General features: G+C 64.8%; 25 protein-coding genes. 14 read left to right on the top strand and 11 right to left on the bottom strand.

All coding sequences use genetic code 11. The features are described from left to right. Position 1: 1 nt before the first annotated feature. From ACTICP_RS06255 to ACTICP_RS06245, 3 genes are all read right to left on the bottom strand, one after another. Complete coding sequence (locus tag ACTICP_RS06255; RefSeq protein WP_441890593.1) at positions 2 to 370, bottom strand: hypothetical protein; 369 nt, start codon at positions 368 to 370, stop codon at positions 2 to 4. Positions 371 to 459: 89 nt separating this feature from the next. Then, a complete protein-coding gene (locus tag ACTICP_RS06250) occupies positions 460 to 1,371 on the bottom strand; it encodes an agmatinase family protein (protein WP_441890591.1) in 912 nt (303 codons plus the stop codon). 2 nt (positions 1,372 to 1,373) lie between these two features. Next, positions 1,374 to 2,651, bottom strand: coding sequence for a DUF445 domain-containing protein (locus ACTICP_RS06245; protein ID WP_441890589.1), 1,278 nt, complete (start codon positions 2,649 to 2,651; stop codon positions 1,374 to 1,376). A 43-nt stretch (positions 2,652 to 2,694) separates the two neighbouring features. Between ACTICP_RS06245 and ACTICP_RS06240 the strand changes: the two genes are divergently transcribed. Beyond that, a complete protein-coding gene (locus ACTICP_RS06240; RefSeq protein ID WP_441890587.1) occupies positions 2,695 to 2,967 on the top strand; it encodes a metal-sensitive transcriptional regulator in 273 nt (90 codons plus the stop codon). Here the strand turns inward: ACTICP_RS06240 and ACTICP_RS06235 are convergent, their stop codons facing one another. The 3 genes from ACTICP_RS06235 to ACTICP_RS06225 are packed head-to-tail and all read right to left on the bottom strand — an operon-like array spanning position 2,968 to position 5,796. After that, positions 2,968 to 4,122 (bottom strand): acyl-CoA dehydrogenase family protein, encoded by a 1,155-nt coding sequence (locus tag ACTICP_RS06235; protein WP_441890585.1) that lies wholly within the window; start codon positions 4,120 to 4,122, stop codon positions 2,968 to 2,970. It abuts the gene before it with no gap. Then, entirely contained in the window at positions 4,119 to 4,874 is a 756-nt protein-coding gene (locus tag ACTICP_RS06230) for an alpha/beta fold hydrolase (RefSeq protein ID WP_441890583.1), read from the bottom strand. Before ACTICP_RS06230 ends, ACTICP_RS06235 begins: the two co-directional genes overlap by 4 nt. A 4-nt stretch (positions 4,875 to 4,878) precedes the next feature. After that, positions 4,879 to 5,796: a sugar kinase gene (locus tag ACTICP_RS06225; protein WP_441890581.1), complete on the bottom strand. Its 918-nt coding sequence runs from the start codon at positions 5,794 to 5,796 to the stop codon at positions 4,879 to 4,881. Positions 5,797 to 6,209: 413 nt separating this feature from the next. On the opposite strand from ACTICP_RS06225, the gene nrdH reads away from it, so the two are divergent. From nrdH to nrdF, 4 genes are read left to right on the top strand one after another with little or no spacing between them, the layout of a single operon-like run. After that, positions 6,210 to 6,443, top strand: coding sequence for a glutaredoxin-like protein NrdH (gene nrdH / locus ACTICP_RS06220; protein ID WP_441890579.1), 234 nt, complete (start codon positions 6,210 to 6,212; stop codon positions 6,441 to 6,443). A 10-nt stretch (positions 6,444 to 6,453) separates the two neighbouring features. Continuing rightward, positions 6,454 to 6,903: a class Ib ribonucleoside-diphosphate reductase assembly flavoprotein NrdI gene (nrdI, locus tag ACTICP_RS06215; RefSeq protein WP_441890577.1), complete on the top strand. Its 450-nt coding sequence runs from the start codon at positions 6,454 to 6,456 to the stop codon at positions 6,901 to 6,903. Beyond that, the gene (nrdE, locus tag ACTICP_RS06210) at positions 6,870 to 9,044 is read left to right on the top strand and encodes a class 1b ribonucleoside-diphosphate reductase subunit alpha (protein ID WP_441890575.1); all 2,175 of its coding nucleotides are present in this window, start codon (positions 6,870 to 6,872) and stop codon (positions 9,042 to 9,044) included. Before nrdI ends, nrdE begins: the two co-directional genes overlap by 34 nt. 36 nt (positions 9,045 to 9,080) lie before the next feature. Next, positions 9,081 to 10,058, top strand: a complete 978-nt coding sequence (gene nrdF / locus ACTICP_RS06205; RefSeq protein WP_441890573.1) for a class 1b ribonucleoside-diphosphate reductase subunit beta — start codon at positions 9,081 to 9,083, stop codon at positions 10,056 to 10,058. A gap of 3 nt (positions 10,059 to 10,061) precedes the next feature. Here the strand turns inward: nrdF and ACTICP_RS06200 are convergent, their stop codons facing one another. Further along, the gene (locus ACTICP_RS06200) at positions 10,062 to 10,295 is read right to left on the bottom strand and encodes a hypothetical protein (RefSeq protein ID WP_441890571.1); all 234 of its coding nucleotides are present in this window, start codon (positions 10,293 to 10,295) and stop codon (positions 10,062 to 10,064) included. Between the two features lie 24 nt (positions 10,296 to 10,319). Beyond that, positions 10,320 to 10,943 (bottom strand): TetR/AcrR family transcriptional regulator, encoded by a 624-nt coding sequence (locus ACTICP_RS06195; RefSeq protein ID WP_441890569.1) that lies wholly within the window; start codon positions 10,941 to 10,943, stop codon positions 10,320 to 10,322. A 184-nt stretch (positions 10,944 to 11,127) separates the two neighbouring features. Here ACTICP_RS06195 and ACTICP_RS06190 point away from each other — a divergent pair, with 184 nt between their 5' ends. After that, positions 11,128 to 11,382, top strand: a complete 255-nt coding sequence (locus tag ACTICP_RS06190; RefSeq protein ID WP_441890567.1) for a hypothetical protein — start codon at positions 11,128 to 11,130, stop codon at positions 11,380 to 11,382. Then, the gene (locus ACTICP_RS06185) at positions 11,379 to 11,924 is read left to right on the top strand and encodes a hypothetical protein (RefSeq protein ID WP_441890565.1); all 546 of its coding nucleotides are present in this window, start codon (positions 11,379 to 11,381) and stop codon (positions 11,922 to 11,924) included. The genes ACTICP_RS06190 and ACTICP_RS06185 overlap by 4 nt, the downstream gene beginning before the upstream one ends. A gap of 12 nt (positions 11,925 to 11,936) precedes the next feature. On the opposite strand, the gene ACTICP_RS06180 is transcribed toward ACTICP_RS06185, so the two are convergent. Then, entirely contained in the window at positions 11,937 to 12,170 is a 234-nt protein-coding gene (locus ACTICP_RS06180; RefSeq protein ID WP_441890563.1) for a hypothetical protein, read from the bottom strand. Positions 12,171 to 12,375: 205 nt separating this feature from the next. On the opposite strand from ACTICP_RS06180, the gene ACTICP_RS06175 reads away from it, so the two are divergent. From ACTICP_RS06175 to ACTICP_RS06150, 6 genes are all read left to right on the top strand, one after another. Then, on the top strand, positions 12,376 to 13,521 hold the full coding sequence (locus ACTICP_RS06175; protein ID WP_441890560.1) for a sensor histidine kinase: 1,146 nt from the start codon (positions 12,376 to 12,378) through the stop codon (positions 13,519 to 13,521). Then, positions 13,518 to 14,216, top strand: coding sequence for a response regulator (locus ACTICP_RS06170; RefSeq protein ID WP_441890558.1), 699 nt, complete (start codon positions 13,518 to 13,520; stop codon positions 14,214 to 14,216). The genes ACTICP_RS06175 and ACTICP_RS06170 overlap by 4 nt, the downstream gene beginning before the upstream one ends. A 50-nt stretch (positions 14,217 to 14,266) precedes the next feature. Further along, positions 14,267 to 14,476 carry a hypothetical protein gene (locus ACTICP_RS06165; protein WP_441890556.1) on the top strand — a complete coding sequence of 70 codons (210 nt, stop codon included), beginning with the start codon at positions 14,267 to 14,269 and terminating at the stop codon, positions 14,474 to 14,476. A 107-nt stretch (positions 14,477 to 14,583) separates the two neighbouring features. Beyond that, on the top strand, positions 14,584 to 14,805 hold the full coding sequence (locus ACTICP_RS06160; protein ID WP_441890554.1) for a hypothetical protein: 222 nt from the start codon (positions 14,584 to 14,586) through the stop codon (positions 14,803 to 14,805). A 15-nt stretch (positions 14,806 to 14,820) separates the two neighbouring features. Then, positions 14,821 to 22,683 carry a glycoside hydrolase family 3 N-terminal domain-containing protein gene (locus tag ACTICP_RS06155; protein ID WP_441890552.1) on the top strand — a complete coding sequence of 2,621 codons (7,863 nt, stop codon included), beginning with the start codon at positions 14,821 to 14,823 and terminating at the stop codon, positions 22,681 to 22,683. A gap of 28 nt (positions 22,684 to 22,711) precedes the next feature. Continuing rightward, entirely contained in the window at positions 22,712 to 23,335 is a 624-nt protein-coding gene (locus tag ACTICP_RS06150; RefSeq protein ID WP_441890550.1) for a hypothetical protein, read from the top strand. A 1-nt stretch (position 23,336) separates the two neighbouring features. Here the strand turns inward: ACTICP_RS06150 and ACTICP_RS06145 are convergent, their stop codons facing one another. Then, positions 23,337 to 23,939 carry a GNAT family N-acetyltransferase gene (locus ACTICP_RS06145; protein ID WP_441890548.1) on the bottom strand — a complete coding sequence of 201 codons (603 nt, stop codon included), beginning with the start codon at positions 23,937 to 23,939 and terminating at the stop codon, positions 23,337 to 23,339. A 37-nt stretch (positions 23,940 to 23,976) separates the two neighbouring features. On the opposite strand from ACTICP_RS06145, the gene ACTICP_RS06140 reads away from it, so the two are divergent. Continuing rightward, complete coding sequence (locus ACTICP_RS06140) at positions 23,977 to 24,345, top strand: PLDc N-terminal domain-containing protein (RefSeq protein ID WP_441890546.1); 369 nt, start codon at positions 23,977 to 23,979, stop codon at positions 24,343 to 24,345. Here the strand turns inward: ACTICP_RS06140 and ACTICP_RS06135 are convergent. Further along, positions 24,342 to 25,322 carry an epimerase gene (locus tag ACTICP_RS06135; protein ID WP_441890544.1) on the bottom strand — a complete coding sequence of 327 codons (981 nt, stop codon included), beginning with the start codon at positions 25,320 to 25,322 and terminating at the stop codon, positions 24,342 to 24,344. The two genes, ACTICP_RS06140 and ACTICP_RS06135, sit on opposite strands and share 4 nt — an antisense overlap. Position 25,323: the final 1 nt, after the last annotated feature.

Here is a 25,323-nt window from a genome sequence, read left to right as displayed (position 1 = left end):
GTCAGGCGACCGCCGGCACCGCCGACCATTCGATCGCCGCGCAGATCAGCAACCCGATCAGGGCGATCGCTGCCATGGCGATCATCAGCACCGCCATGATCCGCAGCCGGCGCTCGCGAATCGCCACGGCCCAACGGCTCACCACCAGTGCCGCGTACAGGGCGATCACGAGGATCGCCGTGATCCAGGCGACCACGGCGGATTCACGCGGATCGATGATGGTGAGAAGACTCAGCGGCACCAGGCAGATGAGCGCGAACAGACCGGCGACCACGATCCAGATCGTGCCCTCTGACGTGCGAAGTGCGGGCTGATTCGCCATGCGCGTGGGATCGCGACGGGCCTGAGCCCGCGATATGCGTTCCGCCATGATGACCTCCTCCGCGGCGATGCATCCATGGTCGAGGATGCGGGCCCACGGCGCGAGGGGGTGGCGTATCCGTGTCAGCAGGCGTATCGTCAGCGGGCTCGGAGAGCCAGGCCCGCCAACAGCTCGAGCACGCACAGCGCGGCCAGCCGCACGGTCCGTCCGTCTTCGGCGTCGGCCGTGGCATCCACCTCGGCGATGTCTGCGCTGACGACCCTGGCATCCGATGCGACCGCGCGCGTGAGGGCGCGCAACTCCCAGGCGGCGAGGCCGCCGGGGACGCTGGCCGGGCACCCGGGTGCGACCGCGCGATCGCAGACGTCGACGTCGATGTCGAGGTGGACGCGCCCCTCCGCAGCCCCCGCGATCTCGAGAGCCTCGACCACCACATCTGCAGCTCCCCGTCGCCGCACCTCATCGAGCGTGATCACGCGGATGCCCCAGTCCGCCGCGCGCTGCGCGTACGCGGCAGAGTTCGCGAAGTCGGCGATCCCGATCTGCACGATCCGAGTCGGATCGATTCGTTCGGTCGGGAAAGTCGCGGCGGCGGGGTCGTCTTCGACGAGTCGCCGCACCGGCGTGCCGTTCGAGACGCCGTCACGCAGGTCGAAGTGCGCGTCGAACGTGATGAGGCCGGATGCCGCAGCGCCCAGCGCGACCGGGTATGTGAGTGAGTTGTCGCCGCCGAGGGCGATCACGAATGCCGGTGCGAGCTCGCGCACCCGGGCGATCACCGCGGCCTCTCCTTCGTCTCCGTCGGGCTCGGCGATGTCGCCGGCATCCCGAATCTCGAGCGCGGCGTCGAGATCGATCACGGGCGGTCCCATCAGGGTCGCGCTGTATCGCCGCAGGGCATCGCGCACCGCCTGCGGGGTGGCATGCGCGCCGGTGGGCGAGAGGGACGTGCGCCAGGTGGGGACGCCGAGCAGTGCGGCATCCGCTGTGCCGTCGAATGCCGGCCAGTCGCTGGCACGCGGCCACAGCGGGTCTGAAGAGAGAGCCATTTTCACACTCCGGGAATGACCGCGTGGGCGATCGAGAAGATCGCGAGCCCGGCGAGGGCGCCGACGATCGTGCCGTTCAGGCGGATGTACTGCAGGTCACGGCCCACCATCAGCTCGATCTTCTCGGTGGTCTCGGCGGGATCCCATCGCTCGACGGTATCGGTGATGATCGAGGCGATGTCGTGCCGGTAGCGATCGACGAGGAACACGGCTGCCTCGGACACCCACGAGTCGACGCGGCTCTGCAACGCAGCATCCGTCGTCAGGCGCACGCCGACCTCTTCGATGGCCTGCACTGCCCGCACGCGCAGGCTGCTCTCGGGATCGGCCAGCGAGCGGATCAGCCCGTTCTTCGCGGTGTTCCAGGCCTCGGCGGCGAGCGCACCCACCCGCGGACTGTCGAACAGCGATGCCTTCGCGTTCTCGAGCTTGCGGCGGGTGACCGGATCGTTCTGCAGATTATCGGCGAGGCGGGCGAGATACCCGTCGATCGCGAGCCGGGCCGGATGCTGCGGGTCAGCCCGCACCGCATCGACGAACTTGATCGCCTCGTGATAGACCGTGTCGTCGACGAACCGGTGGGCGAGCTTGGGCACCCAGCCGGGGAGGCGCCGCGAGACGAGCCCCGAGAAGGCATCCGCGTTCGCGACCAGCCACGTGGCGATGCTGTCGGCGGCGAGATCGACGGCGCCGTGGTGAGCGTCGGATTCGACGATCTTCTCCAGCCAGACTCCCGCCGGCGGACCCCACTCCGGCTCGACGAGATGCTCACGGGCGAGATCGGTGATGAGGTCGCGGACGTCGTCGTCGCTGAGGGCATTGAGCACACCCGTCGCGATCGCGGACCCTTCGGCGGCGACCCGCTCGGCGTGCGGTCGCTGCTGGAGCCATTCACCGGCGCGACGGGCGATCGGGGTGCTCGCGAGCTTCGTGCGCACCACATCGGCGGCCAGGAAGTTCGTCTCGACGAACTCGCCGAGCGTGCGGCCGATCTCGTCTTTGCGGTTCGGGATGATCGCGGTGTGCGGGATCGGCAGCCCCAGAGGCCGGCGGAACAGGGCGGTCACGGCGAACCAGTCGGCGAGGGCACCCACCATGCCGCCCTCGGCGGCAGCACGGACGTAGCCGAGCCAGGGATATCTTCCCTGCAGCCAGAACGCGAGGACGAACACGATCGCCATGAAGACGAGGGCGCCCAGCGCGATCCCCTTCATCACCCGTAGGGCGCGCAGGCGTTCCTGATCGGCGGGGGAGAGCAGGGCCATCGGGGTGCGCGGCATGCTGTCATCCTCGCACGCGGCCTGGCCGGGGTAGCCTCGATGCGTGATCGAAGACATCAAGAAGCGTGCCCTGCATCGCACGAGCATTCTCGAAGGACAGCTGCGCGGCGTCGCGCGGATGGTCGAGAACGAGGAGTACTGCATGGACATCATCACGCAGTCCCGCGCCATCCAGAAGTCGTTGGAGTCTCTGAACCGGTTGCTGCTGGAGAACCATCTGCGCACCCACGTCACGCACATGTTCGAAGAGGGCGGCGACGAACGCGAACAGGCCGTCGACGAGCTGCTGAAGGCCTTCGACTTCGAGCGGAAGTGATCAGTCCAACGGTCCGAGCAGCGCACTCGCCGCAGTGGAGTGCGCCGACTCCGGGTCGGACGGATGGAACATGCCCGCCAGTACGTCTCGGTAGAGGCGCGAGAGCTCGTTCGACGAGAAGTACGAGCCGCCTCCCGCGGTGAGGATCGCCTGATCGACGACGTGCTTGGCCATCACGACCGCGCGGTGCTTCGTGCCGGACAGCAGCGTGAACCAGCGGGCGCCGTTGTCGACCTGTTCGTCGACGTCGCGGGCGAGCGCGGCGATCTGCGGTGGCAGCGCGTCGTAGGCGAGGCTCATGTCGGCGATGCGCCAGCGGATGTCGGGGTCCTGGCTGTACGCCAGGCCGGTCTTCTTCGAGTGCCGCTTCTGCACGGTCAGGACCGCGAGATCGAGCGCCCGGCGGGCGATGCCGGTGTACACCGAGGCGAGCAGCAGCTCGAAGACGCTGAAGATCCCGAAGATGATCGGGTCGGGTGAGGGGCCAGGATCGATGCGCCGTACGACCTGCGACGCCGGGGCGGCCGCGCCGTCCAAGCGCGTGGTGCGGCTCTGCGTCGCGCGCATGCCGAGGGTGTCCCAGTCATTGCTGGTGGTGACGGCATCCGTTCTGTCGACGAACGCGAACACGAGCTTCGGGGCGTCCTCGCTGGTGGTGTCGAGCCCGTGCAGGCCCAGTTTCGTCCATACCGGGGCGAGTGAGGTGAAGATCTTCGTCCCGGTGAAGCCGTACGAGCCGTCCGGGTGGGGAACGGCATCCGTGTCGCTGCCGAACAGCACGAGGTCGTTGCCGCCCTCGCTGATGCCGAATGCGAAGACGTCGCCTTCGACCGCGCCGTCCTGCACGAACTCCAGGCCCGGCACGCCGCGGTCGCTGAATACCTTCGCGACCCCGGTCCACACCAGGTGCATGTTGATCGACAAAGCGGTGGCCGGGGATGCTGTCGCCAGCCGCTGCTGCAGGATCGCCGCCTGCTCGAGGCCGAGCCCCGCACCTCCTCGCCCGGCCGGAACGAGGATCTTCAGATAGCCGGCATCTCGGAGCTCTGCGAGATCCTGCTCGGGGAAGGTGTTCTCCCGGTCGTGGATCGGCGCGCGCTCGCGGATGCGGTCGAGCAAGTCGTCGGGAAGATGATCGGCAGGATCGAAACTCATGACAGTGCCTCCAAGAGCTGGTGGATGGTGTCTTCGGGCTTGTCGCGGTGCGGGGAGTGGCCGGCGCCGGCGATGATCGACATCGTGATGTTCGCATTGGCAGCGAGCACCTCGTCGGCGACGTCGCCGGTGAACAGACTGTAGACCTCCGGGTCTCCGCCGATGATGTGCGTGGGGACGGTCAGGCGCGCAGCATCCGCGCGCACGTCCCACGGCTGGTTCTGCGCGCTGGTCTGCTCGACAGCCCAACGGCTGCCCCGCGCGACCGCGTCGATCTTGAGCTCGTGATCCTGCGGATGCCAGCGCGGATGCTCCTCCTGCACGATCTCGAGCCGGTTGTCTCCGAACGCTCGTTCCTGGCTGCGGCGCACGATCGACGCGTCACGCCCGTCTACGAAGATCGCCGGGTCGATGAGGATGAGCGTCTTCGTCCAGTCGGGTTCGGATGCTGCGGCCACCGTGCTGGACGCGCCGCCCAGCGAGTGTCCGATCACGGCATCCCAGGCTCCGCCCTGCTCGGGGCGCGTGGCCGCGAGGTCGTCGGCGTAGGCGGCGACGGTGTAGTCGAGACTGCGCGGGGCGTCGCCGTGGCCGCGCAGGTCGATGGCGACGGCGTGCCAGCCGGCGTCGGCGAGGGCATCGGCGAGGATCCACATCAGCGACCCGGACGAGCCGAGCCCGTGCACGAGCAGAGCCGTCTTCTCGGAGGCGGGGTCTCCCCACGAGAGGCGGGGAAGAGTGACGGCGGTCATGGGCTCACTCCAATGGTGGCATGTCGGCGGCGATGGCCAGCACTCGGGCTGCGGCGTCGTGCCCAGTCTGGAGGCGCTCGGCGAGCGGCCGGTCTTCGATGGTTGCGGTGAGGAATCCTGCGGCGAAGGCGTCCCCCGCGCCGACCGGCTCGACGACTTCGACTGTCGGGGCCGGGACGAACACGGGGTCTGCGTCGCGGTCGTATGCCGTCGCGCCCACGTCGCCGTCCTTGACGACCAGTAGCGCACACCCGGGCAGGAACGCCCGGATCTCGGATGCCGTCGCCGTGCCCCAGACGCGTTCGGCCTCATCCCGCCCGACGAAGACGATGTCGGCGGCGTTCGCGAGTCGCGCCAGCGTCGCCGCGGCATCTGCCATCGACCAGAGCGGGCGGCGGTCGTTCACGTCGAACGAGACGAGTGCGCCAGCGGCACGTGCGTCGTCGAACAACCGGTCGACCATGGCGCGGCAGGTGGGGGAGAGCGCGGGGGTGATGCCGGTGGTGTGCACGATGCGGACGCCGGTGAGGCGATCTGCTGACACGACGCCGGGCGTCATGCGAGACGCGGCGGATCCGCGCCGGTAGTAGAAGACCGACGACCCCTCGGCCCCAGGGTCCTTGAACATGACGCCGGTCTGTGCATTCTCGTCGCGTTCCGCCCAGACCTGGATGCCACGGCGCGACAGCTCCGATGCGATGCGGGAACCGAGCGGGTCGTCGCCGAGGCGAGATACCCATGCCGCATGGTGACCGGCGGCGGCGATGCCGTCGGCGACGTTCGACTCGGCCCCGGCGAGACTGATCGTGGCCGCGCCGGCGCTGGAGAGCGCGGCATCCGTCGGCGTGATGAGGGCCATCGTCTCGCCGACGCAGACGATGGCCGGGGCGGTGCCGGTGCTGGGAGCTGCAGAAGTGGTCATGGGGGGAGTGCTCGTCGTGATGGTTTCCGTGTCAGGTGAGGTGGGGATCGCGGTGACTTCGACGATAGCGAATGGGGTTGCGGCTGCGTCGGCGGGCGACACGCCGCGACACGCCGAACCACGTTCTCCACAGGAAATCGGATGTCCGAACCCCGGCGTAGCGTCCGACCTGTGGATGGATTTCTGAACGGCTTCTGAGAACCGCGTGATCACGCGCTTCCCAGGGTTCGGAAGTCGTGGCCGGACTGTGGATGAAATGGTGGAGAACCTGTGTTGTAACCAGTGGAGAACGGTGGAAAACTACAGGGATGTAACTACTATCCCTTGTGGTCACTCCTAATGTCCGTACCCATATGTAGTATTGAGTTCCCGGCGGGGGGTCTGCCGGAACATCTGGATCTGAGGGGAAAGAAATGTCGATCACGGTCTACACCAAGCCTTCGTGCGTGCAGTGCAATGCGACCTATCGCGCGCTCGATGCGAAGGGCATCGATTACGAGATCCACGACCTTTCCGAGGATGCTTCGGCACTCGAGCAGGTCAAGGCTCTCGGCTACATGCAGGCTCCGGTCGTCGTCACCGACGAGGGTCACTGGTCGGGCTTCCGTCCCGACAAGATCGACGAGCTCGCCTCCCGTCTGGCATAAGGACGAAATCATGAGCGTCGTCGCGACCGCCGCGCCGCTCCTGGTCTACTTCTCCAGCACCTCGGGCAACACGGCGAGATTCATCGAGAAGCTCGGTCGGCCTGCTCGACGCATCCCTCTGTTCCGGGCAGAAGAGCCGCTCGTCATCGATGAGCCGTACGTTCTCGTCACCCCCACCTACGGCGGAGGCCAGGGCCGGGGCGAAGAGAAGGGAGCGGTCCCCAAGCAGGTGATCCGCTTCCTCAACGATGAGCGCAATCGGCGCACCATCCGCGGAGTCATCTCCGCGGGCAACACCAACTTCGGCGAATCCTTCGGAGCCGCCGGTGAGATCATCAGCCGCAAGTGTCGCGTGCCGCACTTGTACCGGCTCGAAGTGTTCGGCACACAGGACGACGTTGATCGCGTGAGCGACGGATTGGAACGATGGTGGACACCGCAGTTGAAGAGCAGGCAGTGACGGATCAGGTGGCGTTCAAGGTCAACCCTTCTTTCGAGGGGCTCGACTATCACTCGCTCAATGCGATGCTGAACCTCTACGACGCGAACGGCAAAATCCAGTTCGACGCCGACAAGCGTGCCGCGCAGGAGTACTTCCTGCAGCACGTCAACCAGAACACAGTGTTCTTCCACTCCCTCAAGGAGCGCCTCGACTATCTCGTCGAGAAGGAGTACTACGAGGGCGAGCTCATCCAGAAGTACTCGCTCGAGTTCATCCAGAAGCTCAACGACCTCGCCTACTCGAAGAAGTTCCGCTTCGAGACGTTCCTCGGCGCTTTCAAGTACTACACGAGCTACACGCTGAAGACCTTCGACGGCAAGCGCTACCTCGAGCGCTTCGAGGACCGCGTCGTCATGACGGCGCTCGGCCTCGCCGACGGCGACGAGCAGGTCGCCATCGACCTCGTTGAAGAGATCATCTCCGGCCGCTTCCAGCCGGCGACCCCCACGTTCCTCAACGCGGGCAAGGCGCAGCGCGGCGAGCTCGTCAGCTGCTTCCTGCTGCGCATCGAAGACAACATGGAGTCGATCTCGCGCGGCATCAACTCGTCGCTGCAGCTGTCGAAGCGCGGCGGCGGTGTGGCGCTGCTGCTGTCGAACATCCGCGAGTCGGGGGCGCCGATCAAGCAGATCGAGAACCAGTCCAGCGGCATCATCCCCGTCATGAAGCTGCTCGAAGACAGCTTCAGCTACGCCAACCAGCTCGGCGCTCGCCAGGGAGCCGGTGCGGTGTACCTCAACGCGCACCACCCCGACATCATGCGCTTCCTCGACACCAAGCGCGAGAACGCCGACGAGAAGATCCGCATCAAGACGCTGTCGCTCGGCGTCGTCGTCCCGGACATCACGTTCGAGCTCGCCAAGAACGGCGAAGACATGTACCTGTTCTCGCCGTACGACGTCGAGAAGGTCTACGGCGTGCCGTTCGGTGACATCTCCGTCACCGAGAAGTACCGCGAGATGGTCGATGACCCGCGCATCAAGAAGACCAAGATCAACGCACGCGAGTTCTTCCAGACAGTCGCCGAGATCCAGTTCGAGTCGGGCTACCCGTACATCATGTTCGAAGACACGGTGAACAAGGCGAACCCGATCAAGGGCCGCATCAACATGTCGAACCTGTGCAGCGAGATCCTGCAGGTGAACACGCCGACGACGTACAACGAAGACCTCTCGTACGACACGATCGGCAAGGACATCTCCTGCAACCTCGGCTCGATGAACATCGCCCTCGCGATGGATGGGGCAGACCTCGGTGCCACGGTCGAGACCGCGATCCGCGGCCTGACCGCGGTGAGCAACCAGAGCCACATCTCGTCGGTGCGTTCGATCGAAGACGGCAACGACCGCTCCCACGCGATCGGTCTCGGGCAGATGAACCTGCACGGTTATCTGGCGCGCGAGCACGTGCACTACGGCTCGGAAGAGGGAATCGACTTCACGAACATCTACTTCTACACGGTGCTGTACCACGCGCTGCGCGCGTCGAACAGGCTCTCCATCGAGCGCGGTGTCTCCTTCGACGGGTTCGAAGACTCGACGTATGCGTCGGGGGAGTTCTTCGACAAGTACATCGACCAGGCGTGGGAGCCTGAGACCGAGAAGGTCAAGGAGCTCTTCGCCGGGCACCGCATCCCCACGCAGGCCGACTGGACCGAGCTGAAGGACAGCATCCAGAAGCACGGCATCTACAACCAGAACCTGCAGGCCGTCCCGCCGACCGGCTCGATCTCGTACATCAACAACTCGACGTCGTCGATCCACCCGATCGCGTCGAAGGTCGAGATCCGCAAGGAGGGCAAGCTCGGTCGCGTCTACTACCCGGCGCCGTTCATGACGAACGACAACCTGGAGTACTACCAGGACGCATACGAGATCGGCTACGAGAAGGTCATCGACACGTACGCCGCCGCGACCCAGCACGTCGACCAGGGGCTTTCGCTGACGCTGTTCTTCAACGACACCGCCACGACCCGCGATATCAACCGGGCACAGATCTACGCATGGCGCAAGGGCATCAAGACGATCTACTACATCCGTCTGCGTCAGATGGCACTCGAGGGGACTGACATGTCCGAGTGCGTCTCGTGCATGTTGTAATTGTTTTCTGATCAGGGACTTTAGGCAGGAAGAATGATGACCCCCGAATCGCTCAAGTTGGTCGATCACGTGCAGGCGATCAACTGGAACCGTATCCAGGACGACAAGGACCTCGAGGTCTGGAACCGTCTGGTGAACAACTTCTGGCTGCCCGAGAAGGTGCCGCTGTCGAACGACGTGCAGTCGTGGAACACGCTGACGCCCGAAGAGCAGCTGATGACGATGCGCGTCTTCACCGGTTTGACGCTGCTGGACACCATCCAGGGCACGGTCGGCGCGGTATCGCTCATCCCCGACGCGATCACCCCTCACGAGGAGGCGGTGTACACCAACATCGCGTTCATGGAGTCGGTGCACGCGAAGAGCTATTCTTCGATCTTCTCGACCCTCGCGTCGACGAAGGAGATCGACGAGGCGTTCCGGTGGTCTCGCGAGAACGAGAACCTTCAGAAGAAGGCGCAGATCATCATGGACTACTACCAGGGTGATGACCCGCTCAAGCGCAAGGTCGCATCGACCCTGCTGGAGTCGTTCCTGTTCTACTCGGGTTTCTACCTGCCGATCTACTGGTCGTCCAAGGCGAAGCTGACGAACACGGCCGACCTCATCCGCCTGATCATCCGCGATGAGGCCGTGCACGGGTACTACATCGGGTACAAGTACCAGAAGGGTCTCGAGAAGGAGACCCAGGAGCGTCGTGACGAGCTGAAGGACTACACCTTCAATCTGCTCTTCGAGCTCTACGAGAACGAGGTGCAGTACACGCAGGACCTCTACGATGGCGTCGGTCTCACCGAAGACGTCAAGAAGTTCCTGCACTACAACGCCAACAAGGCGCTGATGAACCTCGGCTACGAGGCGATGTTCCCCTCCGACGTCACGAACGTGAACCCGGCGATCCTCTCGGCCCTCTCACCGAACGCCGACGAGAACCACGACTTCTTCTCGGGGTCGGGATCGTCGTACGTGATCGGCAAGGCCGAGGCTACCGAGGACGAGGACTGGGACTTCTGAGACTTACGTACGTACGCGAAGCCTCATCTCAGAGATCGAGTCCACGCCGTTTTCCGTGTAATCCGTGACGCGCAAGATATCGATGGGCCTGAGATCTTCCAGATCATCAGTATGGTCGGAGTTGAGTCCCGCGGTCGCGGTGTGGGCCGAACGCTGCTCCGCTCCGAGGGATTCGAGGTCCTCGGCACCGCGCGCCGCGCGTTCCGCCATGCCGGCCACGGGTTCGTTGGTCTTCACATCATGTGGAAGGACCTCGCGTTTCTAAGAGTTCTGCTCTGAAGCATCGGTGATATTCAGGGCGGCGACAAGCCGGTGAGCGAGGGCCATGGGGTTGTCTATCGCCTCCCCGGCGTAGCTGGCCAGAAACGCTTCATGAAGCGCTGCGCCCGTCAGCAAGCGCGCGATGGCGTCAGTATCGAGAGCGCCCAGCCGCTCGAGCAGGATCTCCTGGTCGAGATAACGCGCGACGATGCGTGATGGTCCCTGTGGCCCGACGCCGCGTTTCGTCATCGCCTCTCGGTGGCCAGCCAATAACTCGGCACTGCTGAAGATCGACGCAGCGATCGGGAAGCCCTGTTCATAGAATTCCAGCAGATTCGTGACCAGTCGCTCCAGATTAGCGACAACAGTTTCGGTGCCGGGCAAGTCGGCCGCAAGGTCGAGGCGCGGCGACCGTTCGGTCAGCACGCGCAAGAAGATATCGCGCTTGTCCGGGAAGTGCTTATAGAGCAACGCTTCTGAGCATCTGGCTTCCCGTGCGATCACCTTGGTTGTGGCTCGCGCCAGCCCGTCACGGCGCATGATCGTGGCCGCAGCATCCAAGATGCGATCGCGGGCCGGCGCGGAATCGCCGCTGGGATCGGGGGTTGACGCTGGTGTGGGCATACTGACATTCTAGGGGTGAGTAAATACTCACCCACCCCTAGAGTCGCCCTATTTCCGGAGGACCATGCCACCCTTAGAAATTGCACGCCTCGCGCTGCTGATCGCACATTTCGTTGGACTCGCGGCCCTGATCGGTCCGTTTCTTCTCCAGGTGCGCAGTCGTCAAGCCCTGCGCCTGCGACTCATGCTCACCGGCGCGATTGTTCAGGTCATCACGGGAAACGCCCTCATCGCCGCCAACCGTCTTCAAGGGCTCGAAGTTGATGAGGTCAAGATGATCCTGAAACTCGGCATCGCAGTGGTGACGCTCGGTGTCCTTATCGCAGCGGTGATCGTGCAACGCAGACGAGGAGCACGCGCCGCATCTGTGCGCCCGCTGTTCGTCGGTGCCGGAGGGCTTGCCCTCGCTGAAGTCGTTATCGCGGTGGTGTGGAGATGAAACGTCGCACTCTTGTCTGGGCCGTGGTTGCGGCCGTTGTTCTGATCATCGAGCTCGGGGCAACCATCGGTGCTGTGACCGGTGCACCGTTCTCACCAGTCAGCGGATGGGGGCAGACGCACCCCATCGACGTGTTCACATTCGTTGTCGTGGTCGTCGGATGCCTGGAGCTCGCTCTGCTCGGCCGGTTCCCGATCACCGCCGCGATCATCGCGACCGCATCCTATGTCGTCTTCGCTCTACGCGATCACGAGTTGGGTATGTTCCTTCCGCCGATGGCCGCGATCTTCGCTTCGGCAGCGTTGACCCGGCACCGTATCGTCGCGATCCTCTGCGCCCTGGTGAGTCTCGCAGTTGCCCTGATCTGGGTCGCCCACCGCGCCGCCGCAATCGTAGAACCGGGAGTCGCGTTGTTGGTCTGGGTCGCGTTCGGCACCGTGTTCGCCGTGTTCTACCTGGGGCCTCTGCTCGTCGGCGAGCTCATTCGTACGCGATCATTGCTCCGTGAAGCTCGATCATCCGTCCCTGCCGCGCATGATTGATATGCAGTGAGCTCATTCTTCGGTCGAGATTCGTTCAGCAATGATGAGGATCACTGCGCCGAGGACCACAACGATGAGGTTCGCGAACAACGCATAGTTCGAGATCCATTCCACTTTGGTGAAGATCTCGCGGTTGAAGAAGTTCAGCACCCATCCCATGAGAGGTTGACGCCACAGGTGATCGATCGTTCCGCTGATGCCCATGACGGTGACGATGAATCCGACTGCTCCGAGCGTTTTCTTCATGTTTTCAGGCTATGAACGCTCTCATGTCTTCCGGATCAGACTGCGGTCGCGAGCACCGTGACTTTGCGGTCTTCCTGTTTAAGATCGAGCATGCCAAAGCCGCGGTGACGGGAACTTTAGTATCGGAAACTGCACCGCATCGGGAGTCGGTCCGTACCGCTGAGTACCCTTGACGTGCACGACGTCAACCAAGAAGGTGAGGGCCGTGGAGCCGCGAAGTCGCAGGGAATGGCTGCTCGATGTGGTTTTATTCTTGTGCGCGGCAACATACGGCGTCGTCATCTCCGGGCTCGTCGTCACGGATCCGGTGATGTCACCTGGAGCAACTTTATTCACACTCGATCAAATTATTGGGGCTCTCGCCTGCTTGAGTTTATGGTGGTGTCGTCGTTGGCCGTTGCAACTCGGTATCGCTCTCACTGGCGCTTCAGCATTTTCTGAAACCTCTTCGGGAGCAATGGTTGTCGGCCTGTTCTATGTGGCCCTATATCTCGGGTTCCGGTCCGGGGCAGCGGTGTTTGCATTGAGCTTACTTTCAGCGTTGATCTCAGTGAGCTGGCGGGTCGAGGGCTCCGAAGAACGATGGATGATCTTCGCCATCGGTTGCGCCGTTCATGCAGCCGCGGCCGGATGGGGAGTTGCGCTACGTCAGCGCCGCGAACTTCTTGAGGCGCTGCGCGAGCGAGCGGAACAGGCTGAGGCGCAGGTCGAACTTCGCACCGAGCAGGCTCGGCGCGAGAACCGTGACGAGATCGCTCGGGAAATTCACGATGTTCTCGGCCACAGGCTCTCGCTACTGAGCGTCCATGCTGGAGCGTTGGAGTACCGTACCAACCCCAGTCCGGCCGAAGTTCATCAGGCAGTCGGAACCATCCGCGTCAACGCCCACCAGGCACTACAAGACCTGCGCGATGTCATCGGGGTGCTACGTGCCCCGTCGCTGCATGCGCCTCAGCCTTCGTTCAAGGATCTGGAAGAACTCATCGACCAGGCACGCGAGGCCGGGGACAGCGTGACGATGAGGCTACGCATCGACGGAGAGCCTCCTGGAATTCAGCAACGCACCGTATACCGGATTATTCAGGAAGGGCTGACGAACGCACGCAAACACGTTCCCGGATCTGACATTGAGGTCGTCGTGGAGGGAAAACACGAAGACGGCATCTGTGTGACCGTCCGAAACGACAGGGGGGCTCTCCTTGGCACCGGACGGTCGATGACTCCGGCTCAGGGGCATGGCCTCCTCGGACTGAGCGAACGCGTGAGGCATCTGCATGGTCAGATTCAGTACGGGACCGTCACAGATCGCGGCGGATGGAAACTGAAGGTGTGGATACCTTGGGCATCATGACTCCCGTCCGTGTACTAATCGTCGATGACGACGCGCTCGTCCGTACCGGGCTGGTCATGATGCTCCGTGAAGCGCCGGACATCGAAGTCGTCGCAGAGGCAGCCGACGGGCAAGAAGCGCTGAGCGCTTTGGCCCATACTGACGTTGATCTGGTGCTGATGGATATCCGAATGCCGCACTTTGATGGGCTGAGCGCCACCGAGATGATTCGTGCTGCACCGCGACCACCTGAGGTCGTTGTGCTCACGACTTTTGATGCCGATGCTCATGTCCACCGGGCGCTGAGAGCCGGAGCGGCTGGGTTTCTCCTCAAAGACACACCACCGGAGCAGATTGTTGATTCCATCCGACGGATCGCCGATGGCGAACCAGTATTGTCATCCTCGGTATTGAAGGCGCTCATAGAGAGAACCTTTACGGGTGAAACTGCGGCGCGAGCGGCAGAAGCGCGCGATTGGCTTGCCGTGCTCAATGAGCGGGAAAGAGATGTCGCTGATGACGTCGGCTCAGGCATGACAAACGCAGAGATTGCCGACCATCTCTATATCGCTGTTCCCACAGTCAAAACGCACGTCTCGGCCGCCCTGACCAAGCTCGGACTCAGCAACAGAGTGCAACTTGCGCTATTTGTCCACGAGGCGAAATCGACGGGAGCAGGCGTGGCCGCCCCACGACGTGGCCGTGGCAACTCGTGACCACGGCGGGCGGGCTATCCTGGAGTGAGCATTCACAACAGGAGGCACCCGTGATTCTCAGCTTCATCTTCTTCTTGATCATGTTCGTCGGCGGGATCTGGATGATGGGCATCTCGTTCGAGGTCGCCGGCCTGGAGGCGCTCGTCTTCTGCGGCGGACTCGCGGTGGTCTGCCTGTCGATGGCGTGGATCATGCGCGCAGACCGCAGCGGTGCGACGCGTCGTTCGGACAATTGGGATGGCGGCCCCGCCACCAACTGAACGCGCTGCAACATCCGGCAATCGTTTGCCGCGCATGAACGCTCCTATGAAGCTAGGGGGCACTCGGACTCAGATCCGTAGCCCCCTGTTCGAAGGAGAACCCCGTCATGCGTGTCCATCCCCATGGAATCCGACGTCGGGGCCTGACGTCGCTCGCCATCGCCATACCTGTCGCCCTGGTCGCGGTCGGCTGCACCGCCGCCTCGGCGGAGGACGCCGAACCTCCAGTGCTCGAATCTCGAGTGAAGGACATCATCGAGCTCGACGGCCAGTCCTTCAAGGACCTCAACGCGAACGGTGAGCTCGACGCATACGAAGACTGGCGCTAACCCGTCGACGAGCGCGTGGCAGACCTCGTCGGGCAGATGACGCTCGATGAGAAGGCCGGTCTCATGCTCATCGACACGCTCAACGCGGAGTGCGACGTCGAAAGCGGCGAGTTCGGCACGGTGCCCGAACTCGCGGATGACTACATCGGTGAGCAGCAGATGCACCGTTTCATCTTCCGCAACGTCGTCGACGCCGGTGAACGAGCGGAGTGCGCTCCCAGTGAGGACGGCTTCTCCACGAGCATCACGGTCACACCGGCAGAGGCCGGAGAGTTCATGAACACCGTCCAGGAGAAGAGCGAGGCGACTCGCCTCGGCATCCCGGTGGTGTACAAATCCAACGCCCGCAACCACATCGACCCGCAGGCGCGAGCGGGCATCAACGAGTCGGCCGGCGCGTTCTCGCCCTTCCCGAAGGAAGCCGGCATCGCCGCCGCAGCCCTGGGCGAGCAGGCATTGGAAGACGGCGAGGCCACCGACGGCGATATGTCGGTCGTCGAGGAGTTCGCCGAGGTCATGGGCGCGGAATGGTCCTCGATCGGCCTGCGCGGCATGTACGGCTACATGGCCGACCTCTCCACCGAGCCCCGCTGGTACCGCACGCACGAGACCTTCACCGAAGACGCCGATCTCGGCGCCAACATCATGGGCGAGCTCGTCGAATCGCTGCAGGGCGACGTCGATGAGGACGGCGTCTCGCTGAGCCCCGAGAGCGACGTCGCGCTGACGATGAAGCATTTCCCGGGCGGCGGTCCGCAGGAGCTGGGCCTGGACCCGCACTACTCGTTCGGCAAGGCGCAGGTGTACCCGGGCGACGCGTTCGGCTATCACCTGAAGCCGTTCGAAGCCGCGATCGAGGCGGGTGTCTCGTCGATCATGCCGTACTACGGCGTGCCCGTCGACGTCACCCACGAGGGGGTGGACTACGACGAGGTCGGCATGGCCTTCTCCGACCAGATCGTCAACGGTCTGCTGCGCGACCAGATGGGCTTCCAGGGGTACGTGAACTCCGATACCGGCATCATCAACGACCGGGCCTGGGTGCTGGAGGATGCCACGGTGCCGGAGCGCGTCGCCGCGGCCGTCAACGGCGGCACCGACACGCTGTCCGGCTTCCACGACGTCGCGACGATCACCGACCTGGTCGATGCCGAGCTCGTCAGTGAGGAGCGCGTGACGCTCGCCGCAGAGCGCCTGTTGACTCCGATGTTCCAGATGGGCCTGTTCGAGAACCCGTACGTCGACCCCGAGGCCGCCACGGACACCGTCGGCAGCGAGGATCACCTCGCGACTGCACTTGACCTGCAGCGGAAATCGACCGTGCTCCTGCAGAACGACGATTCGCTCCTCCCTCTCTCGGGCGGCGAGACGGTCTATGTGCTCGGCAATGTCGACGCGGCAGAGGTCAAGGCCGCCGGATACGAGGTCATCGACGGCAACGACGCGGATGAGAAGCGCACCGCCGCCGACGCCGATGTCGCGCTCATCTCGATGACCGCGAGCAATGCGAACACGGACAGCTACGTCAGCAATGATCCGGAGGGCGGGATGAACCCCGACCACACCAACCCGAGCGTGATCGAGGGGATCGACGGACTCGATGGCGAGAGCCCGTTCGGCGCTGCCGACGCCTGTGTCGCGGCAGGGGCGGAAGAATGCACGGACGATGGTCTGCGCTTCGGTGGCTCACTGCCGTGGGAGTCCAGCATGATCGACTTCACGGGTATGTCGCAGTCCGAGTCGTGGGAGGTCACCCCTGGCCTGGACACCGTGCAGCAGGTGATGGCCGAGGTCGGCGCCGAGAACACCGTCCTCGACATCTACTTCCGTCAGCCGTTCGTGCTCGACGAGGAGAGCGGCCTGCGCGACGCCGGAGCGGTCCTCGCCAACTTCGGCAACACCACGGCATCGCTGATGGATATCGTCTCGGGCGATTTCAACCCGCAGCGCGCGCCGAGCGATGTGATGCCCCAGAGGCGTCGTGTCCGGAGTCCCCGTGACAACGGGGTGGAACAACACGCACGCCGGCTCGTTCTCGGACATCTGCGCGGCACTCGAGGACTGAGTTCACCTCCCGTTCGCTTGGGCGACGGCGGCCGTTTCGCCCTCGACCCTAACTTCGAGCGAGTGCGTGCTCCCACCTCTTCCTCTCCGTCCATCCCGACCCGTCGCCTCTTTAGGAGTTCACGGCCCGGCATCGCGGCAGCCGTCGCACTCGGCGTCGTCGCCGCGCTGCTGCCCGCGGCGGGAGCACAGGCGGCAGCCCCGGCGATCGACGGCACCGACGTGCACCCCACGTTTCTGAACAAGACGCACTACACCGGCGAGTTCCACTCGCACACATCGATCAGCGACGGTGTCGAGTTGCCGGAGGATGCCTACGCGTACGTCGCGGAGAACACGGACGTCGATTTCTTCTCGGCGAGCGAGCACGACGTCACGATGGATGTCCGTTCGGCGGATGACTGGACCGAGAACCACGAGCACGCGCACTCCGACGAGTGGAACCATCTCAAAAGCGGAGCCGTGCGGCACAACGAATCCGGTGACAGCGACCTCGTCGCAGTACCGGGCGAAGAAGTCACCTGGTACGACGCGACCGGCCACATCAACCTCTTCAACGCGGAGTGGTTCGTTACCGCCCCGGGCTACGTCCGAGGCTCGGGAGACAATCTCGGGGGAGCCTTCCCCGTCGGCGACTTCATGTACGACCTCCCGACCTTCTACGCTCGCCTCGCCCTGGATCCCGACGTCATCGGCCAGTTCAATCACCCCTCTCCCACGGGCAAGGGCAACTTCGACGGCTTCAACAACCTCACCCGCCAAGCGGACGAGCGCATGTCGCTCTTCGAGCACAAAGGTGCGTCGTACGACGGGCAGTGGCAGCTTGCTCTCGACAGCGGCTGGCACCTCGCACCCGTCTTCAACGGCGACGAGCACAGCGCCAACTGGGTGACTTCCAACCCTGCGCTGACGGGTGTGTGGGCTGATGAGAAGTCATTGGATGCCGTGCACAGGGCCATGCGCGAGCGCAGCATGTACTCCACGCTCGACGAGAACGCCATTCTGGCGTTCGCCGCGAACGATCAGATGATGGGTTCTGTCCTGTCGGCAGACACCGATGCGCTCGATGTCGTCGTCCAGGCCGCCGATCCGGATGCTTCGGACTCTTTCACCAGCATCCAGATCGTCACAAACAAGGGTGAGATTGCCCACGATTTCGGAGCGCTCGACGGCAACGTTCAGGACCTCTCCGCCTCGCTTGACGTCGCTGACGGCGACTACTACTTCGTGAAGGCGAAGCAGGCAGACGGCGCCCAGCTGGTCTCCGCGCCGATCTGGATCGGCGAGACGGTGCGCGGTGCGAACTACGCACCGGAGATCACCGTCGAGCCGGGGGCGCCCGAATTCGCCGCAGCCGGTGCCCGCATCGACCTCCCGCGCTTCACCGCGATCGATGACAGCGGCAAGACCCCGACGACCACGGTGGAGGTGTACAACTCCGAGCACCGCGTTGATGTCGACGGCGACGCTTTCACGATCGAGGGCTACGACGATCACTTCATCGTGATCAAGGCTACCGACGCCGACGGCAGCACCTCAGCCGAGGTGCACCGCATCCAGGTCCGCGATGACAGCCTCGACCCCGAGGAGGTGTTCCGACACCTCGGTGCGGTCGCCACCGTCGGTGCCGAACCCGGAGATGCCGGACTGAGCGTCGCCACGGACATCAACGTCGAGAAGACGTGGGCGAAGATCACGCCGGTCGGGTCCTTCTTCGACCTGGGATCGGAGACGATCGCGTCGTCGAACGATCACGTCTTCGAGGTGGATTCGGTCGCCACCGAAGCAGACACCTACCTCGACAGCATCACGGCGCACGCACTGCGCAGCCACGAGTTCGACCTGACAGGTCTCGAGCAGGGCACTCGCTACGAGTACCGTTTCGGCGTCGGCGAAAACGGGCCATGGACCGATATCCGGGGCGAGTTCGTCGCTGGCGGTGCTGAGGATGCTCCGGTCTATGTGCTGGGCGATGTCCAGGTCAACAGCGGTGAGCAGGCCGATTTCGAACTCCCTGCGCAGATGCTCGAACAGCTGCGCGAGCAGCGTGGCGGCGGCGACACGGTCATTCAGGTCGGAGATCTCGTCGACAACGGCGGCAACTCGGCGGAGTGGACCGACACGTTCGAATACTCCCTGCGCGACCTGGATCTGCAGTTCGCGACGATGGTCGGCAACCACGAGACGTACGGCGACCACGAGGTGAACACGGCGCTCTCACCGGAGCGAAGCCGCATCTTCACCTCGATGTTCAATCTGCCGAAGAACGGCAGCGCGGTTGGCGAGAGCAATTACTCCTTCGACCGCGGCAGCATCCACTTCTCGGTCCTGAACTCGAACTACGATCTTGATGCGCAGTTGGCGTGGCTCGAAGACGATGTCCGTGCAAGCGACGCGGAGTGGAACGTCGTCATGGGGCACTTCCCCTACTACGGCGGACGGCACAGCAGCGACGCCGGGATGTCGATCTCGCGTGCCACGATCACTCAGACACTGCAGCAGCTCGGGGTGGATCTGCACATCGGCGGGCACGATCACGTCTACAAGCGCAGCACGATCCTCGATGGGGCGATCGTCACCGACGACACGCAGCGGGATCTCGGCACGACCTTCGTCACGATGGGCTCGAGCGGACCGAAGTTCTACGACAACCAGGTGCAGTGGTGGGATGACACCGTGTACGACGTCGACACGCAGACCGGACTCGTGCTCGAGGCCGCAGACGGCGAACTGCAGGCACGCGTTTACACGATCGACGGCGAGCTGGTCGACGAGTTCGCCGTGGACAAGCCCGAGAGCATGTTCCGCGTCACGTCGCACGCTGTCGAAGACGGCGAACTCCGCGAGGTCGGCGTGCTCAGCACAGCTGGAGCACCCGAAGGGGCGACGCTCGTCGCCGCCGCGTACGACCTCAGCGGTGAGCAACTCCTGGACGTCAGGACCGCGACCGTCGAGCTCGATCACCGCGGCATCGAGCAGCTTGTCGCCTTCGATTCTCCGCTGCCGGTGCGCTCGGACAGCACGATCCGCCTGTACGCATGGGATGGACTGGGCACCGGACGGCAGCTCGCACCGGGGATTCTCGTCCGTGAGGGAATGCCCGGTGAAGGCACGGCGGACACTCCGTACGAACTGCATACGTGGGCGGACATCGAGAAGATCAGCCAAGAGCCGCAGGCGCACTACGCGCTCATGAACGACCTCGTCCTCGACGAGACGGAGCGCGTGCAGATCGGTGCGGGGGCGACCCCGTTCGCCGGAGTCTTCGATGGCCGTGGACACACCATCAGCGGCTTCGCAGCGGAGCCGTCCAGCGGATCCGGCCTGTTCCAGACGAATGACGGGACGATTCACGACCTTGCCGTCGTCGATGCCGACATCACCGCACTCGTCGGCACCGCTGGCATCCTCGCCGACGTCAACAACGGCACGATCGAGCGCAGTTGGACCAGCGGTTCGCTCTCTGCGCCCTCGCGGGCCGGCGGTCTCGTAGGAGACTCGACCGGCACGATCCGCGACAGCTACTCGACGGCGCAGGTACGGGTCTCCGGCACCGAGGCCGGCGGCCTGATCGGTGTGGCTCTCGGGGGATCGCTCACCGAGAACGTCTACGCGTCGGGCGGCGTCGGCGCCGACACCCGCAACACCGGCGGCGTCGTCGGCTACGGCTACAACGAGACCACTATTCGCAACGCGATGTCACTGAACGTCGCTGTCACAGCACCGAGCTACGCGCACGCCGTCCTCGGCCGCGTGATTTCAGGCCAGGCCGCGACGCTGGAGAACAACCACGCTTCCGAGGAGACGTTCGTCTCGGCCGAGTCTCTGAGCGAAGCTCCGGCCGCGGACAATCTGAAGGGCGCTCGTGTTCCAGCATCCGTCGCTACGACGCCCGAGCACTTCACAGGTACCCTCGGCTGGAATCTTGACGACACCTGGATGTGGAACCCGGATGCCGAACGACCCGTGCTGCGCTCGAACCCGGAGGAGTACGTCAAGCCCGCACCCGAGCTGCCGACGAACGAAGAAGGTTTCTTCGAGATCGCCACAGCGGAGGAGCTGCGTCTGATCGATGAGTTCCCCACCGAGCGCTTCACTCTCACCACGGACATCTCGCTCGCCGGTTCGACGTTCAGTCCGCTCGGCGCTCTGGTGCCCTTTTCCGGCGAACTCGCCGGTGCCGGTCACACGATCAGCGGAATGCACTCGGAGTCGGGCGGACTGTTCAACCTCAACGGCGGACACATCCATGATCTCGGCATCGAGGATGCCCAGGTGAGCAGCACCGTGCCACGAGCGGGCATCCTCGCGAACGTCAGCACCGGCGTGGTCGAACGGGTCTACACGACAGGAGAGATCACAGCTCCGAGTCGGGTCGGCGGCATCCTGGGCGATTCCAGCGGCGAGCTGCGCAACGCATACACGACCGCGAATGTGCACGGAGACGCGACCGAGGTGGGAGGGGCCGTAGGAGTGGCGCTCGCCGGATCCGTCAGTGAGCACGTGTACACGACAGGGGCCGCCGCCGCTGACTTGCGCAACGTGGGAGGCGCCTTCGGGTACGGCTACACCGGCACGGTGATCCGTAACAGCGTCTCACTGGCACCGACGGTGACCGCGCCGTCGTGGGCGCACCGCTTCCTCGGGCGCGTGCTGAGCGGCAACACCGCCACGCTCGAGAACAACTGGGCATCGGCCGCGACGACGGCGACAGTGCCCGCGGACGCGTCGGCACCATCGACGACGAATCTGCACGGTGCGACGGCGACGACCGAGCAGCTGGACGGCTTCGGCTTCTATCGCGACACGCTGGGCTTCGATACCGACACCTGGCAGTGGAGCAATGCGGAGACGCGCCCGCTCCTCAGCGGCGTCGGCGAGGCGCGCGGGCGTGACGAGGGCGATCAGGAGAGCCCCGACGACGAGTCGCCCGCGGCGCCGAACCTGCCCATCGGCCCAGAAGGGGAGTTCCTCGTCGACGAGCCGTCGGACTTCGCTGAGATCGGTGCGTACCCGGCGGAGAGCTACCGGCTGGTCTCGGACATCGACGTAGCGGGTGCTGACGTACGCGTCGCATCCCTGTTCACAGGTGTGTTCGACGGCGACGGATACTCGATCACCGGATACCGTTCGGAGACGGGCGGGCTGTTCGGGGAGGTAACCGGCACTGTTCGGCGGCTCGCGCTCGTAGAAGCCGACGTGACATCTGCGGCGTCCAACGTCGGTCTGCTGGTGGATCGCCTTTCTGAGAGCGGCGAGGTGGTCGAAGTGCGCACCAGCGGTTCGATCACGGGCGCTGCCACGGTCGGTGGCATCGTTGGCTATCTCTACGGCACGATCAGCGATTCATACTCCCAAGCCGACGTCACCGTGAACGCGGGGCGTCAATCGGGCGGCATCGCGGGCATCGCCGGACGCGGCAGCACGACGCAACGGGTGTATGCCACCGGGGCGATCGAGTCCGTGGCCGATCAGAATGCCGGAGGTGTCGTGGGCTACTCCTACGCCACGACCACCGTGAAGCAGTCGGTCGCCCTCAACAGTGCGATCACCGCATCGTCGCATGCCGGACGCGTTGCGGCACGCGAACTCGGCTCCGAGCGGGCGACATTCGAGGACAACTTCGCAGTGGACTCGATCATCCTCACCGGCCAGACGGTCACCGACGAGGGTCGCCAGACACGCAACGGCGAGACCATCTCCGCTGATGCCGCAGCACAGCAGAGCACGTACGAGGCGATCGACTGGGACTTCAGCGCTGTCTGGGAATGGGATGCCGATGCCTCCCGTCCTGCGCTGATCCACGCCCGATGACTGCCGCAGACTCCAGGAGAACAGAAACATGAACGTAAAGAAGGCTGTGGCGCGTACGTGCGGCGCGTTCCTGCTCGGAACGGTGATGGCGGTCGCCGGAGCGGGTATGGCGATCGCCGCTGAGCACGATGCCACCACCACCGATGGCGTCGCAGAAGTGCAGGTCGACTTCGGAACCGATTTCGCGGACCGATCGGCGACAGTGTTGGTGCTGGATGCAGACGCAGACCCGGATGCCCCCGCCGAGTCGGACATCGCCTACGTCGCCGAGGTGCTCACCAACGCCGAAGGCGTCGCCGCGTTCCGAGCCTCGCTGCCCGACGGCCTGGACTACTGGCTTGCCAGCACGGTCGACGGGGGAGACCGCTACGTCGCGATGCTCGATGGCAGCGGGGACGGAGACGACGGCGGGGACGGCGGAGGCGATGGCGGAGGCGGAGGCGGAGGCGACGGCGAGAGCGAGGGCAAAGACGACGGCGGGTCCGCGGATGGCGGGTCCGGCGGCAACGCCGAAAACGATGCGGCATCGACCGATGGTGATCTGGCGACGACCGGAATCGCCTCCTGGGTACTGCCTTCGAGCCTTCTCGCCGCCTGCGGGCTGATCGCTGCCGGCACGGCGCTGGTCCGTCGGCGACGCGCACGACTTTGAGTCAGCGCCGCTTCGCGAGCCGTGCTTCGAGGTTCGCCTCGACGGCCGGCCATTCCGGTTCGATCACCGAGTACTCGACAGAGTCGCGCAGAGCCCCGTTCCGGTAGCGTGACATCGCACGCATCACACCGTCCTGTTTGGCACCGAGCCGCTCGATCGCGGTGCGGGACTGGAAGTTCACCCACTGGGTGGTGAAGCCGACGCGGAACACTCCGAGATCCTCGAACGCGTGCCGCATCAGCAGCAGCTTCGACTCGGCATTGGTTCCGGTCCCGTGGGCAGACGGACGATTCCACGTGTACCCGATGTGCAGCCGCGGCGCAGACTCGTCGAGGTCGTAGAACGTCGTCATCCCGAGCACACGACCGGCCGTATCGATCGCGGTGAACGGTACCATCTCACCCTTCTCGCTCAGCACGAGGCGGCGTTCGATCTCCGCGACGACGCCGTCCGGCGCGGGCACCGAGGTGTACCAGGCCTTCTCCCAGAGGTCGTCTTCGCGAACGGCATCCATGAGCCCGTCGAGATGCGAGCGGGCGAGCGGACGCAGCTCGACCAGGTCGCCGATGAGGGTCACGGGGGAGGGCCAGACGCGGAAAGCCATACCCTCATCAAACCACCCGCTCGTCTACGCTTGAGCCATGCCGCTCCTCTCGATCCTCGTCCTCGCACTGATGATCGGTGCGATGGTCGACATCATCATGCGCGACGAATCGCAGGTGAAGCACCTGCCGAAGCTGGTCTGGGTGCTCCTCGTGGTCCTGCTGCCGCTGATCGGCGCCATCCTGTGGTTCCTCCTCGGGCGCGAATACGGCGAGGGCGGCATCCCGTTGCCGAAAATGCGGCGACGCGAGCCGCGCACGAACGCTCCGGCACCCGCGGCACCACAGGCTCCGCCGGCCGATAACCGCACGACCGAGCAGCAGATGGCCGACCTCGACCGCGAGATCGAGGAGTGGAAGCTGCGCGAAGAGATCGCCAAGCGCAAGCGCGACGAGACGTCCGACTAAGCGCGGTCGAACGACTCCCGCAGCGCCGGCTCGAGCGTCGGGTACTCGAATGCGAATCCGGCATCCGTGAGCTTCCCCGGCAGCACCCAGCGGCTCTTGAGGATCAGCTCGGTCTCGGTGCGGATGCCGATGGCGCCGAGCTCCAGCATCCATCGGGGCATCGGCGGGCCGAAGCGCACGCCGAGCACGCTGCGTACCGTCGCCATGAACGTCGTGTTGTCGACCGGGTTCGGAGCCGCGGCGTTGATCGGCCCGGCAAGCTCCGGATGCTGCTCCACGAAGTCGATGATGCGGGCGATGTCGTCGATGTGCACCCAGCTGAACCGCTGCGCGCCCCGCCGGGCACCGCGATAGTGGGCAGTGCCCGCCGCCCTGCGCGCCCGGTTCATCGGCCACCGGCCGTCGTGCTGCGCGCCGCCGAGTCCGACGCGCGCGAGATTCTTCAGCGGGCCGAGCACACCGCCGTGACCGAGCACGATCGCACTGCGCAGCGCGACCCGGCGTGTGCCCGGGAGGTCGTCGGCGAACAGTGCCTTCTCCCACGCCCTGGCCACCTCGACCGAGAACCCGGTGCCGATCTCGCCATCCGCCTCCGTCATCGGCCGGTCCTCCGCGTGCCGGTAGATCGTCGCCGTCGATGAATTGATCCACAGCGGCGGCGGGTTCTCCGCTCCCGCGATCGCGTGACTGAGGGATGCCGTGGTCTCCAGGCGCGAACGGAAGATCTCTGCCCGGTTCTCCGGGGTGTAGCGGCAGTTCACGCTCTTGCCGGCGAGCCCGATGACCATGCTGGCACCGTCGACAGCCTGATCGATGCCGGCCTGGTCGGCCCACCCGAGGTCGGCGCCGGAGCGGGAGATCGTGACGACCTCACGTCCTTCGTCGCGGTACTTCTGCTGGAGCCGGCGGCCCATGAAGCCCGACGAGCCCCCGATGACGACCCGGCCGTTCGTGCGCTCTCGGCCCGTGCTGCTCATC

It is taken from the genome of Microbacterium sp. (assembly GCF_052102115.1).
Taxonomy (GTDB): Bacteria; Actinomycetota; Actinomycetes; order Actinomycetales; family Microbacteriaceae; genus Microbacterium.
This window is presented reverse-complemented; position numbering and strand designations above follow the sequence as displayed.